This is a genomic window from Alsobacter sp. P4_H11, assembly GCF_056400925.1.
In genome coordinates, this window is sequence record NZ_JBFUKI010000001.1 from 122,146 (window position 1) to 135,252 (window position 13,107).

A 13,107-nucleotide genomic window follows, 5' to 3' on the forward strand; every position below is an offset into this window, starting at 1 on the left:
ACGCACATGAAACGCGCCGAAAAGGTCATCATCAGCTGCGCCATCACGGGCTCGATCCACACGCCCAGCATGTCGCCGCATCTGCCGGTCACGCCGGACCAGATCGCCCAGAGCGCCATCGGGGCCGCCAAGGCGGGCGCGGCGGTCCTGCATCTCCACGCGCGCAACCCCGAGACGGGCCGGCCGACGCAGAATCCCGAGATGTTCAAGCGCTTCCTGCCCGCCATCAAGCAGGGCTGCGATGGCATCATCAACATCACCACCGGCGGCGGCCTCGGCATGACGCTGGATGAGCGTCTGGCGGCGGCCAAGTGGGCGCAGCCCGAGATCGCCTCCATGAACATGGGCTCGTTCAACTTCAACATCTCGGCCGCGGGCGGGCGCATCGCCGAGTACAAGAACGACTGGGAGCAGCCCTATCTGGAGATGACGAAGGACTTCATCCTCTCCAACACCTTCACGCAGATCGAGCGCGGCATGACCGAGCTCGGCGCGCTCGGGACCCGCTTCGAGTTCGAGTGCTACGACGTCGGCCACCTCTACAATCTGGCGCACTTCGCCGATCGCGGGCTGGTGAAGCCGCCGTTCTTCGTCCAGTCGATCTTCGGCATCCTGGGCGGCATCGGGCCCGAGCCCGAGAACCTGATGCACATGAAGGCGACTGCCGACCGGCTTTTCGGACAGGACTACTACCTGTCGATCCTGGCCGCTGGGCGCCACCAGCTGCCCTTCGTCACGATGGGGGCCATCCTGGGCGGCAATGTCCGCGTCGGGCTGGAAGACAACCTCTATCTCGGCAAGGGCCAGCTCGCGCCGTCAAACGCCGACCAGGTCGCCAAGATCCGCCGCATTCTGGAGGAGCTGTCGCTCGAGGTCGCCACCCCCGACGACGCCCGCCGGATGCTCGGAACCAAGGGCGCCGCCAACGTCGCCTTCTAGGAGCGCCCGATGCCGACCGACATCCCGACATATTCCACCCCAGGCGAGAACCGGCAGGTCCTGCTGGCCCGGCGCCCGGCGGGCGTTCCGCAGGCGAGCGACTTCGAGCTCGCCAGCGCGGCCGTGCCCGAGCCGCGCGACGGCGAGATCCTGGTCCGCAACGTCTACCTGTCCGTCGACCCGGCCCAGCGCGGCTGGGCGTCGGCCGAGGCGAACTACTCCGCCCCCGTGCCGCTTGGCGGCCCCATGCGGGCGCTGGCGGTCGGCATCGTGCAGGAGAGCCGACATCCGGACTTCAAGGCCGGCGATGCGCTCTATGGCTGGTTCGGCTGGCAGGACTACGCGGTCGCGACGCCCGCGCAGGTGATCCACCGCGCCACGCAGGACCTGCCGCTTGCCGCCTTTGGCAGCCTGCTCGGCATCAACGGGGTGACCGCCTATCTGGGCCTCACCGAGCTGGGCAGGCCCCGCGCGGGCGACACGCTCGTTGTGTCCACGGCGGCCGGCTCCGTCGGCAGCTTCGTCGGCCAGATCGGCCGCAATCTCGGGGCCCGCGCGATCGGCCTCACCGGCGACGACCGCAAGGTGGCGCTCTGCCGCGAGCGCTACGGCTATGCCGATGCGATCAACTACAAGACGGCCGACCTCGACGCCGCCGTCGCGAAGGCGGCGCCGGATGGCGTGAACGTCTATTTCGACAACACCGGCGGCAGCATTCTCGACACCGTGCTGCGCCGCATGGCCATCGGCGGGCGCATCGTCCAGTGCGGCACCGCCTCCGTGGCCTCGTGGAACCCGCTCCCGACCGGCCCCCGCAACGAGCGCGAGATCATGTTGCGGCGTCTGGTGTGGAGCGGCTTCGTGATCTTCGACCACATGGACCGCTACGCGGCCGCCTGCGACGACCTCGCGCGGCTCTGCAAGGCCGGAACGCTCACCTACGACGTCGACCTCGCGCAAGGCATCGAAGCCGCGCCCGGCGCCATCGCATCCCTCTACGCCGGCGAGAACCTCGGCAAGAAGCTGATCTTCATCGGCTGACGCGCCGCCTGCCCCTTTCCCCAGCATCGGACACCCTCATGGACATCCAGCTCAGCGACGACCAGAAGGCCATCGACGCCAGCGTCCGCCAGATCTGCTCCTCTTTCGATGACGACTACTGGACGGATTGCGAGGAAGAGGCTCGCTTCCCCAGCGAGTACTACGACCTGATGGCGCAGAACGGCTGGCTGGGCATCACCATGCCGGAGGAAGTCGGCGGCGCGGGCCTCGGCGTCACCGAGGCGGCGATCATGATGCACGCCGCGACCTCCAGCGGCGGCGGCTACTCGGCGGCCTCGGCCATCCACATCAACCTGTTCGGCCCCCACGCCATCGTGGTTCACGGCTCGCCCGAGCAGAAGCAGCGCTGGCTGACCCCGCTGGTGAAGGGCGAGCAGAAGGCCTGCTTCGGCGTCACCGAGCCGGACGCCGGCCTCGACACCACCAGCATCAAAACTTTCGCCACAAAAGCGCCGGGCGGCTACGTGGTGCACGGCCGCAAGATGTGGACCTCCACCGCCCAGGTGGCCGACAAGATCCTGCTGCTGACCCGCACCACCCCGAAGGACCAGTGCCGCAAGCCCACCCAGGGCATGACGCTGTTCTACACCGACCTCGACCGCTCCAAGATCGAGGTTCGGCGCATCAAGAAGATGGGCCGCAACGCCGTGGACTCCAACGCCGTGTTCATCGACAGCCTGTTCATCCGCGAGGAGGACCGTGTCGGCGAGGAGGGCAGGGGGTTCGAGTACCTGCTGGACAGCCTCAACCCCGAGCGCATCCTGGTCGGCATCGAGGCCATCGGGGTCGGCCGCGACGCGCTCAACCGGGCGGCGCAATACGCCAAGGACCGCGTCGTGTTCGGCCGGCCCATCGGCCAGAACCAGGGAGTCCAGCACCCGCTCGCGGAAGCCTGGACCTATCTGGAGTCGGCCTACTGGATGCTGATGCGGGCCGCCTGGCTCTATGACAACGGCCAGTCCTGCGGGGCGGAGGCCAACGCCGGCAAGTTCCTCGGCGCCCGCGCGGCCTTCGACGCCTGCACCAAGGCCGTGATGACGCATGGCGGCATGGGCTACGCCCGCGAGTACCAGGTCGAGCGCCTGTTCCGCGAATCGATGCTGCCCCGCATCGCGCCCGTCACCGAACAGCTCATACTGTCCTTTATCGCCGAACGCGTGCTCGGCCTGCCGAAATCCTACTGATGGGGCGCATGTTCCGCCTTCCCGACGCGCTCGAACCGGGTGTCGCGGCTGCGGCGGAAACGCCCGGCGCGCTGCCGCCCGGCCGCGCCTTCCTGGAGAATCCGGACGTCTTCGCCGAGCGGGTGCGGAGCCTCACGCCCGCCCAGCGGGCGATCCTCGGCCTCGTGGCCCAGGGGCAGCTCAACAAGCAGATCGCGCATCGGTGCGGGATCAGCGAGGCGACCGTGAAGGCGCACATCTCCGCCGTGCTCGGCAAGCTCGGCGAGCGCACGCGCGTGTCGGCCGCGGTGCGCTTCGCGGTGTTCTGCGAGCGCGAGACCCGCCGGGCCGGCGACGCCTGACGGGCGGTCTGGGGAAACACGCGCCCGGGTAAGCGCAGATCCGCACCTCGCCAAGCGGCTTTGCGCCCAATCATTGGTTGACCAATGAATTCATCGTGCCAAAACTAATGTGAAGCGCCGAGCAGAATGGCGCAGCGCCGTATGGCGGGAGGAGAGCACCATGACGCGGACCACAGGCCGTCGGCCCAACATTGCCCTTGCGGCCGGCGCGCTGGCCATCTTCGGAACACTCGCCGGCGACGCGCTCGCCCAGGCCAAGCCGCTCAAGATCGGCCAGCTCAGCGACATGTCGGGCATCGTCCGCGATCTCTCCGGGCCGGGCACCAACACGGCCATGACGATGGCCATCGAGGATTTCGGCGGAACCGTGCTGGGGCGTCCCATCCAGCTTTTGAGCGGCGACCACCTGAACAAGCCCGACGTCGGGCTCGGAATGGCCCGCAAATGGTACGACGAGGACGTGAACGCGATCTTCGACATCGGCATCACGACCGTGGCGCTCGGCATGCAGGAGCTCGCCAAGAACAAGGACAAGCTGGTCATCTACCTGTCGACGGCCAGCTCCGATCTGACCGGGCCCAAGTGCAGCCCCAACGGCATCCACTGGACCTACAACAACTACAGCCAGGCGCTCGGCGTCGTGAACCAGCTGATGAAGCAGAAGCACGACAGCTGGTACTTCATGACGGTGGACTACGGCTATGGCGTCAACGTCGAGCGCGACACCACCGCGATGGTGAAGAAGGCCGGCGGAACGATCCTCGGCTCCACCAAGCACCCCTTCGACACCACGGATTTCTCGTCCGATCTCCTGAAAGCGCAGGGGTCCGGCGCCAAGGTCGTCGCGCTCGCGACCACCACCGCGCACGCGGCCAACATCGTCAAGCAGGCGGACGAGTTCGGCATCCGGCCCAAGCAGCAGCTCGCGGCCCTCAGCCTCACGCTCCATGACACCAAGGCCATGGGCCTCAAGACCGCGCAAGGCCTGCTCGAGACCGCGCCCTTCTACTGGGACCAGAACGACCAGACGCGCGCCTTCTCCAAGCGTTACTTCGACCGCTTCGGCAAGATGCCGAACATGATCCAGGCCAGCGCCTATGGGGCGGTCATGCACTACCTGAACGCCGTGAAGGCGGCCGGAACGGACGAAACCGCGGCCGTGAACAAGAAGATGCGCGAGACGCCCATCAACGACTTCATGACCCGCAACGGCTCAATCCGGCCCGATGGACGCGTGATGCGCCAGATGTACGTCTTCGAGGTCAAGAAGCCCGAGGAATCGAAAGGCGAGTGGGACCTCTACAAGCAGGTCGCCGAAATCGCCCCCGAGGACGCGTTCGCGCCCGCCGATCCGGCCGTGTGCCCCCTGGCCAAATAGGCCGCCGGCCAGCGCCCCACGCCGGCGTAGCCCGCGAGCTGCGCCGGCCCCACGATCCGGGAGTTGAACATGTCCGCTCGCACGCTCAACGATGGCCTGCTCGACGTCGCGGTGGTCGGCGCGGGCTTTTCGGGGCTCTACCTCATCCATCGGCTGAGCCGCATGGGCTTCTCGGTGAGGGCGTTCGACAGCGCCGGAGACGTCGGCGGAACCTGGTACTGGAACCGCTACCCCGGCGCGCGCTGCGACGTCGAAAGCATGCAATATTCCTACTCGTTCGATGACGAGCTGCAGCAGGACTGGAACTGGTCGGAGCGCTTCGCGACCCAGCCCGAGATCCTGGCCTATGCGCAGCACGTCGCCGAACGCTACGGCCTGAAGCGCTTCGTCCAGTTCAACACGACAGTGACCAGCGCCGAATTCGACCAAACCACGCAAAGCTGGACGCTCACCACCGACACGGGCGAGACGATCCGCGCCCGCTTCTGCGTCATGGCGACCGGGTGCCTGTCAGCCTCGCGCATGCCCGAGATCCCGGGCGCGGAGTCCTTCGGGGGCGAGGTCTATCATACCGGCGCGTGGCCGCATGATCCGGTCGACTTCGCCGGAAAGGCCGTGGGGGTCATCGGCACCGGTTCATCCGCCATCCAGGCGATCCCGGAACTCGCCCGGCAGGCGGGACATCTCACCGTTTTCCAGCGCACGCCCAATTTCAGCGTCCCGGCCCGCAACGCGCCGCTGACGCCCGATGAAGTCGCGCGCTGGAAGGGGGACTATCCGGCGCTCCGCAAGCGCGCCCGCGAGGAAACGCGGTCCGGCACGATCTACGAATTCGCCGTGAAATCGGCGCTGGAGGCGACCCCGGAGGAACGCGAGGCGGAGTACCAGCGGCGCTGGGACAAGGGCGGCGCGAACTTCATGCATGCCTACAACGATCTCGTCGTGAACGAGCAGTCCAACGAAACCGCGGCCGACTTCGTGCGCCGGAAGATCCGGGAGATCGTCCACGACCCGCAGACCGCCGAACTCCTCACCCCGACGGACTACCCGATCTTCACCAAGCGCATTTGCGTGGACAGCGACTACTACGCCACGTTCAACCGGCCGAACGTGACGCTCGTGGACATCCGCCGCGACCCCATCGAGGCGATCACGCCGGATGGCCTCGTCACTCGGTCCGCCGCCCGCTACTGCTTCGACGCGCTCGTCTACGCGACCGGGTTCGACGCCATGACGGGAGCGCTGCTGCGCGTTGACATCCGCGGCGAGGGTGGCGCCTCGCTCCGGGACAAGTGGCGCGATGGCCCGCGCGCCTATCTGGGCCTGATGAGCGCGGGCTTCCCCAACCTGTTCATGGTCACCGGCCCGGGCAGCCCGTCGGTGCTCAGCAACGTGATCACGTCGATCGAGCAGCACGTGGAGTTCATCACCGACTGCATCGACCACATGCGGAACGCGGGCCTCGCGCGCATCGACCCGGACGCAAACGCGGAGGAACGATGGGTGACGCATGTCGGCGAGGCGGCGGCCGGCACGCTCCTGCCGAAGGCGGCGTCCTGGTACATGGGCGCAAACATCCCCGGCAAGCCACGCATCATGATGCCTTATGTGGGCGGCGTGGACCGCTACCGGCGCATCTGCGACGAGGTCGTGGCCAAGAACTACGAAGGCTTCGTTTTCGCATGACCGGCGATCGCGAGCGGAGCAGGCCATGACGCTCCACCCCTTCATCGCCGCCATGATCGAGCAACTGAAAGGCCGCCCGGCCTTGTCGGCCGGGTCGCCCCAGGATGCGCGCGCGATGGTGGCGGCCGCCCGCGCGGTGATCGGCCAGGGACCCGCAATGGCGGAGGTCCGCGAGCTCGAGATCCCGACCCGCGCCGGCGCGATCGCGGGTCGGCTCTATCGGCCGTCCGATGCGCCAACTGGCATGCTCGTTTATTTCCACGGCGGCGGATGGGTCATCGGCGCGCTGGACGACTACGACACCCTGGCGCGGACCTTGGCGGCCCTGAGCGGCTGCGCGGTTCTGCTGCCCGACTACCGCCTGGCTCCGGAACACCCCTTTCCGGCCGGGCTGGACGACGCCGTCGACGCCATCACGCATGCGCGGGCGCTCGCCGGGCCGGAAACGCCGCTGCTGGTCGCGGGCGACAGCGCGGGCGCGAACCTGGCCACGGTCGCGGCGCGCAAGCTGCGCGGCGCGGTCGCGCTGGCCGGGCAGGCACTGGTCTATCCGGTCACGGACAGCGATTTCGATCGGCCGTCCTACCGTGCCTTCGGGGCCGGCCTGCCGCTGACCCGGGACGACATGGTCTGGTTCTTTCGCCATTACGCGCCGGAGACCCTGTGGACCTCGCCCGACATCGCGCCGCTGCGGGTGGCCGACGACCTAGCCGGGATGCCCCCGACGCTGGTGGTGCTCGCCGAGTGCGACGTGCTCGCCGACGAGGGGCGCGCCTTCGCGGACGCGCTCGAACGGGCGGGCGTTCCGGTGACGCTTCGCACGGCCGAGGGCGTTACCCACGGCTTCATTCGCCTGCACAATCTGTTCGATGTCGCCGCGCGGGAAGTCGCCGCGCTGGCCGATTTCGCGACGCGGGCCGCAAAGTCGGCCACTGCGGCGCACTGACATTCACGAAAAGGAACGCAGCATGAAAGCCTGGGCCGTCGTTCGCCACAGCGAGCCGCTCGAATGCATCGAGGTCAAACGGCCGGAGCCGACCGGGACCGAAGTCGTGGTCGCCGTGGAGGCGTGCGGCGTCTGCCATTCCGACCTGCATTTCTGGAAGGGCGTCTACAACATGGGGGGCGGCAAGGTCCTGACCCTCGCCGACCGCGGCGTGACGCTGCCGCGCGCGCCCGGCCACGAGATCGCCGGCCGGGTCGTTGCGACAGGGCCGGACGCGACCGGCGTCACGGTGGGCGAGCGCTACGTCGTCTACCCGTGGGTCGGCTGCGGCCATTGCGAGCATTGCCTCAACGAGGACGACAACCTCTGCGCCAGCCAGAGCAGCATCGGCGTGATGCGCCATGGCGGGTTCGCGAGCGAGATCGTCGCCCCGCATCCGCGCTACCTGGTGCCGCTCGGCGACCTCGACCCGGCCCTGGCCTCCACCTTCGCGTGCTCGGGCATCACCGTGTACAGCGCCATCCAGAAAATCATGCCGATGGCGCCGGACAAGCCCATTGTCCTCATCGGCGCAGGCGGCCTCGGGCTCGCGGCCATCTCGATGCTTCGCGCTTTCGGCCACCATGCGATCGTCTCGGTCGACATCGACGCGGCGAAGCGGCAGGCCGCCCTCGACCTCGGCGCAACCGCCGTGGTGGACGGATCGGGCGACGACGTGTCCCAGAAAATCGTCGCCGCCGCGGGCGGCCCGGTGAGCGCGGTGATCGACTTCGTCAACGCCAGCGCCACGGCGGCGGCCGCCATGGGCGCCCTGGCCAAGGGCGGAACGCTGGTCAATGTCGGCGTCGCGGGCGGCGAACTCACCCTCTCGCTGGCCGGCATGGTGTTTCGCGCGCTCAGCGTGCTGGGCAGCAACACCGGCACCGTGAAGGATCTGCGCGCCGTGGTCGCGCTGGCCCAGTCCGGCAAGTTGCCGGCCGTGCCTGTGACGCGGTTTCAGAAGGACGACGCCAACCTCGCGCTGCTGCGGTTGAAGGCCGGCGAGATCACCGGCCGCGCGGTTCTGATGGACGGCTGAACGCCGCGAACTGATCCCGGCGCCCAGAACGCCAGCACTCCAAAGCCGCCCCGCAAAGGGCGGCTTTCGACGTTGGAAGGGGTCCCGGCCACGCTGCGATTGGCTCAGCCGCCTGCGGGAATCGACCACGCGCGATTGATCATGCAGGCGGCCGTGGCGGCTCGATCTCGCAACAGCGCAATGCGCTTCGCAAACGCCGAGAATCGGGTGGTCTAGAGCATTCCGCCGCCAGACGATCTGCGGGCAAACGGCGCCTCTGCCTCATCATGACCTTTTTCGTCCGCAAACCTTGCGTTGATTCGGGAGGAATATTCGTCCGTTTATGGTGGGGGTATGATGAAGGATCTTAGCGGATACAAGCTGACGTTCAGCGACGATTTCAACGGCCGCAGCATTTCTCAGACGGGCGCGGCGACGAAGTGGTCCGACATTCGGCCGGAGTGGCGGTACGACGCCAATTCGGACATCGGCTTCGGAAGATCGTCGTTCGTGGACGCGGCCTCGGGCTACGACCCGTTCAAGGTAGCCAACGGCGTGCTCACGATCACGGCGCAGCCGGACAAGACGCCCTACGGCTATCCGGGCAGCTGGGAATCCGGCTTGATCCACACGCGGGGCGAGTTCGCGCAAACCTACGGCTATTTCGAGATGCGGGCGGACATGTCCGACGTGAAGGGCGCCTGGGATGCGTTCTGGTTGATGCCGGTCACCCCGGCCAACAACAAGCCCGGCTGGCAGGAGCTCGACGTGGTCGAGCACTACGGACGCTACACGCCGGGCGTCTATAGCTGGATTCACACCACCGATTACCATCCCAACCCCAACGAGACGCTGCAGGTCTTCAGCAATCACCCTGACCAGACGCAGGGTTTCCACACCTACGGGATGGACTGGAACGACAAGACGATCGGCTTCTACTACGACGGCCAGCTGATGGGGACGCGGGCGACGCCCAGCGACATGCACGGCCCGATGTACCTCCTGGCCAACCTCGCCGTGGAGGACGGCGCCGACCCGGCCGGCGCGCCGCTCGACATGAAAATCGACTATATCCGCGCCTACTCCAACGATCCGAACGCGACGCCGACCACGCCGCCCACGACTCCGACCCCGACGCCCACTCCCACCACCGGCCTGACCCTGAACGGAACGGACGCAGCCGACAGGCTGTCGGGGCAGGGCGGCGCGGACGTGATCGACGGCAAGGGCGGCAACGACGCCCTCCTGGGCGCCGGCGGCAACGACACGATCAAGGGCGGAGCCGGCAACGATTCCATCAATGGCGGCGCCGGGGCCGACTCCATGTCGGGCGGAACCGGCAACGACATCTATGTCGTGCTCGACACGGGCGACAAGGTGATCGAACTCGCCAACGAGGGCGTCGACACCGTGCGCAGCGGGATCACCCACACCCTGTCGGCGAATGTCGAGCGGCTGGAGCTGATCTACAGCGCCGCCGCGAACGGCTTCGGCAATGGGCTCGACAACCAGCTCACCGGCAACGGCGCCGCCAACCAGCTGCACGGCGGCGCCGGCGCCGACACGCTGGACGGGAAGGGCGGCGCCGACGTGCTCTTCGGCGACGCCGGCAACGACATCTTCCGGTTCACGACCGCCCCGGGCGCCGGAAACGTCGACACGATCGCGGATTTCTCCAACGCGGCGGGCAACAACGACACGATCCACCTCGAGAACGCGATCTTCACCGCGCTCACCAAGGCTGGCGCGCTCTCGGCGGGGTCCTTCGCCGCGAACGCCGCGGGGGTGGCGCAGGACGCCAACGACTTCGTGGTCTACGAGACCGACACCGGCAAGCTCTTCTACGACAGCAACGGCTCGGCCGCTGGCGGAGCGGTGCAGATCGCGACGCTGGCCAACCACCCCGTTCTGACGGCCGCCGACTTCTGGATCGTCTGACGCATCACCGCGATCGGCGCCCCGCGCGCCGGTCGCCCTCCGGCTGCGGCCGGACCTGCGCTGGATATTGCGCCTCCGCGGTCGCGATGCGCACCGGCTCCGTATAGCCCTTCAGCGGGACGGCCCCGAGGTCGCGGAAGCGCGTGCGCGCCAGCGCGGCCAGCACGGCCGGGTCCGTCCCGGGCTCGGCCCGCGCCTGCTCCAGCGTCTCGGCCGCGATCACCACCGAGACGCCGTGCGGATTGCAAAGCCCCTCCAGCCGGGCCGCGAGGTTCATCGGATCGCCGATGGCGCTGAAATTGGTTTTCTGCTTGGAGCCGTAGTCGCCCACGAAGGCGAGCCCGCTCGCCACCGCGGCCTTGAAGCGCAGGCCCTCGCCGCCGTCCTCGCCCGGCAGCGCGTCCTGTTCGATCAGCTCGATGGCGGCCGCCACCGCCCGCGCGGCGTGGTCCGGCTGCTCGCCCACGCCGTTCCAGAACGCGATCACGGCGTCGCCGTCGAACTTGTCCAGCGTCGCCTCGTAGCGGTCCAGCACCGCCTGCGCGGCCGCGAACTTGGCGTTCAGCGCCCCGATAATGGCGGTCGGCTGCCGGCGGCGGCTCTCGCAGAACTGGATGAACCCGCGCAGGTCCGCGACCAGCACCGAGATCGGCCGCTCCTCGCCGCTCACCACGTCCTCGCGCCGCAGCGCCGCCGCCACCACCTTGGCGGGCAGGTAGCGGCCAAAGGAGCGCCGCAGGTCCGCCAGCGCCAGGTCGCGGCGCACCGCCAGCGTCATCGCGCCCATGAACCCCGCCGCGCTCACCAGCATCAGCGTGTGCCCGAGCGGCAGCCACAGGCCCAGCATCCGCACGGCCAGCGCGGCGACGCCCAGAAACGCCGCCGCGAGCCCCACGATGGCGGCGACCACCCCGGCGAACGCCACCGCGGTGGTGGAGAACAGCGTCGGCCGCTCGGCCGGCATCCGCGCCAGCCGCCGGCTCAAGCCCAGAAACACCAGCACGGCGGCCGTCGCCATCAGCCCGCTCGCTGCGGCCCGCGCCGGCGCGTCCGCAAGACGGGGCGTGCGCGTCGACGCGGCGCTCTCCACCGCGGCCGCCTGCACGAGCACGCCCGGCGCGACGTTGCGGTCGCCGAAGTCCAGCGTAAGCCCGCCCGGCGCGCAAGGCTCGGTCGGCGCTGCGGCGGTGGCAGGCTGGCGCATGAACCGGTCCGGCCCGCGCCGCAGGTCCTCGCCCACGATGCCGGTTCCGATCAGCACCACGCGGTTGCGCAGCGCGGCCTCCAGCCGCCCCGACCCGTCCGCGGACGAAAGGCAACTCTCGAAGCGCCGCACCGTGATCACCGGCGCGGTGCGCAGCGGCGCGCCCGGGAACAGCAGCACGCGGCTCTGCTCGCGCACGCTGAGGTCGTCGTCGTCATCCGCCGCGAGACGATCCGCGAAGCCGGCCTGGATCTCGCCCGTCGCCAGCCGCAGCCGCGTCGCGACGCTGCGCACCACGCCGTCCTCCTCTGCCTGGAGGTCCACCACGCCGACGCCGCCCGGCCCGACCAGGTCGCGATAGGCCTGCGCCGGCCGCACGGTGGGATAGGAGCCGATCACGACCCGGTCGCTTTCGCGCTCCAGCAGCGCCCGCAGCGGCGCGTCGAAGCTCCGCAGGTCCGCACCCGCGATCGCGAGGTCAGCCGGGTCCAGCGCCAGCACGAGGTCGAAGCCCACCTTGCGCGCGCCCAGGTCCAGCGCCCGGCGGCCAAGCTCGGCCAGCTGTCGATGCTGCAGCGCGCGCGGCGCCAGCGACCAGGGCGGCCCGTCCAGCGTCTCCTGGTCGATCAGCAGCACCACGGCGTTCGGCCAGGCGCTGGCCGCGTCCGGGCGTTGCAGCAGCGCGGCTGACAGATCGTAAAGCGGCGCGTTCGGCCCCGACAGGGGCGAAAACGGCCCCGAGAACCCGCTCCAGGCGCCCATCGCCGCGCAGGCCGCCACCAGGGCAATGCAGGCTCCCGACGAGAGCGCGCGCTGTCGCCAGAAGGGCTTGCCGGGCGCCGCGCCTGTGATCATGGAACGCGGGCGCCTCCTATTTCGGCGAGGCCGGAGGCCGCACCGATCGCAACAGCACGCCGCCCGTTTCGCTGGGCGAGGCCGGCGGCGCGCAGGTTCCCATGGGGGCGATCCGCGGCCCGTCGCCATCGGCGTCGATGCCGCCCTGGCCGACATGCACCGCGCCCGCGCCTTCCACCCGGAAAATCTTGCTCGCGCCCTCGTGGCAGAACGCGAAGCCCTCGCGGGCGCGCAGCACCACCATCGCGCCGGCCGGCAGCGTCTGCATCAGCGCCATGGGAGCGAGGCGGCCATCGGCCAGCACCTGCGGCTTGCCCCGCATCGCCGAGACATAGCCTGCCGGCTGCTCCTGCGCGCAGGTCGCGCCCGGCGTGAGCAGGGCTGCGGCCATAAGCGCCAAGCCGGCCAGCGGCGGGCCATGTCCGGACCATTTCGAGCCAATCATGCGGGCCCTCCTGTGGCGACGCGTTCGGCGACGAAGCGAGAGCGCCAGCATAGCGCAGATGGCGGCCCGCGC

General features: G+C 69.1%; 11 protein-coding genes. 9 read left to right on the forward strand and 2 right to left on the reverse strand.

The genetic code is table 11. The annotated features are described in order from the left end of the window. Window positions 1-6: 6 nt before the first annotated feature. The 9 genes from kce to AC1DSZ_RS00560 all read left to right on the forward strand — a co-directional run bounded on the left by kce (window position 7) and on the right by AC1DSZ_RS00560 (window position 10,531). The gene (gene kce / locus AC1DSZ_RS00520; protein WP_476836450.1) at window positions 7-939 is read left to right on the forward strand and encodes a 3,5-dioxohexanoate:acetyl-CoA acetone transferase; all 933 of its coding nucleotides are present in this window, start codon (window positions 7-9) and stop codon (window positions 937-939) included. 9 nt (window positions 940-948) lie between these two features. Next, a complete protein-coding gene (locus AC1DSZ_RS00525; protein ID WP_476836451.1) occupies window positions 949-1,980 on the forward strand; it encodes an NADP-dependent oxidoreductase in 1,032 nt (343 codons plus the stop codon). A 38-nt stretch (window positions 1,981-2,018) separates the two neighbouring features. Further along, complete coding sequence (locus tag AC1DSZ_RS00530; protein WP_476836452.1) at window positions 2,019-3,185, forward strand: acyl-CoA dehydrogenase family protein; 1,167 nt, start codon at window positions 2,019-2,021, stop codon at window positions 3,183-3,185. 8 nt (window positions 3,186-3,193) lie between these two features. After that, window positions 3,194-3,526 carry a LuxR C-terminal-related transcriptional regulator gene (locus tag AC1DSZ_RS00535; RefSeq protein ID WP_476836453.1) on the forward strand — a complete coding sequence of 111 codons (333 nt, stop codon included), beginning with the start codon at window positions 3,194-3,196 and terminating at the stop codon, window positions 3,524-3,526. 160 nt (window positions 3,527-3,686) lie between these two features. Beyond that, on the forward strand, window positions 3,687-4,904 hold the full coding sequence (locus AC1DSZ_RS00540; RefSeq protein ID WP_476836454.1) for an ABC transporter substrate-binding protein: 1,218 nt from the start codon (window positions 3,687-3,689) through the stop codon (window positions 4,902-4,904). 69 nt (window positions 4,905-4,973) lie between these two features. Beyond that, window positions 4,974-6,590, forward strand: coding sequence for a flavin-containing monooxygenase (locus tag AC1DSZ_RS00545; RefSeq protein WP_476836455.1), 1,617 nt, complete (start codon window positions 4,974-4,976; stop codon window positions 6,588-6,590). Between the two features lie 25 nt (window positions 6,591-6,615). Further along, window positions 6,616-7,536 carry an alpha/beta hydrolase gene (locus tag AC1DSZ_RS00550; protein ID WP_476836456.1) on the forward strand — a complete coding sequence of 307 codons (921 nt, stop codon included), beginning with the start codon at window positions 6,616-6,618 and terminating at the stop codon, window positions 7,534-7,536. Between the two features lie 22 nt (window positions 7,537-7,558). Continuing rightward, the gene (locus tag AC1DSZ_RS00555) at window positions 7,559-8,614 is read left to right on the forward strand and encodes an alcohol dehydrogenase (protein ID WP_476836457.1); all 1,056 of its coding nucleotides are present in this window, start codon (window positions 7,559-7,561) and stop codon (window positions 8,612-8,614) included. 336 nt (window positions 8,615-8,950) lie between these two features. Further along, the gene (locus tag AC1DSZ_RS00560; protein WP_476836458.1) at window positions 8,951-10,531 is read left to right on the forward strand and encodes a family 16 glycosylhydrolase; all 1,581 of its coding nucleotides are present in this window, start codon (window positions 8,951-8,953) and stop codon (window positions 10,529-10,531) included. Window positions 10,532-10,535: 4 nt separating this feature from the next. On the opposite strand, the gene AC1DSZ_RS00565 is transcribed toward AC1DSZ_RS00560, so the two are convergent. Together AC1DSZ_RS00565 and AC1DSZ_RS00570 are read right to left on the reverse strand one after the other, a co-directional pair. Next, window positions 10,536-12,590, reverse strand: a complete 2,055-nt coding sequence (locus tag AC1DSZ_RS00565; RefSeq protein ID WP_476836459.1) for a CHASE2 domain-containing protein — start codon at window positions 12,588-12,590, stop codon at window positions 10,536-10,538. 16 nt (window positions 12,591-12,606) lie between these two features. Further along, window positions 12,607-13,035: a hypothetical protein gene (locus AC1DSZ_RS00570; protein ID WP_476836460.1), complete on the reverse strand. Its 429-nt coding sequence runs from the start codon at window positions 13,033-13,035 to the stop codon at window positions 12,607-12,609. Between the last annotated feature and the right edge of the window lie 72 nt (window positions 13,036-13,107).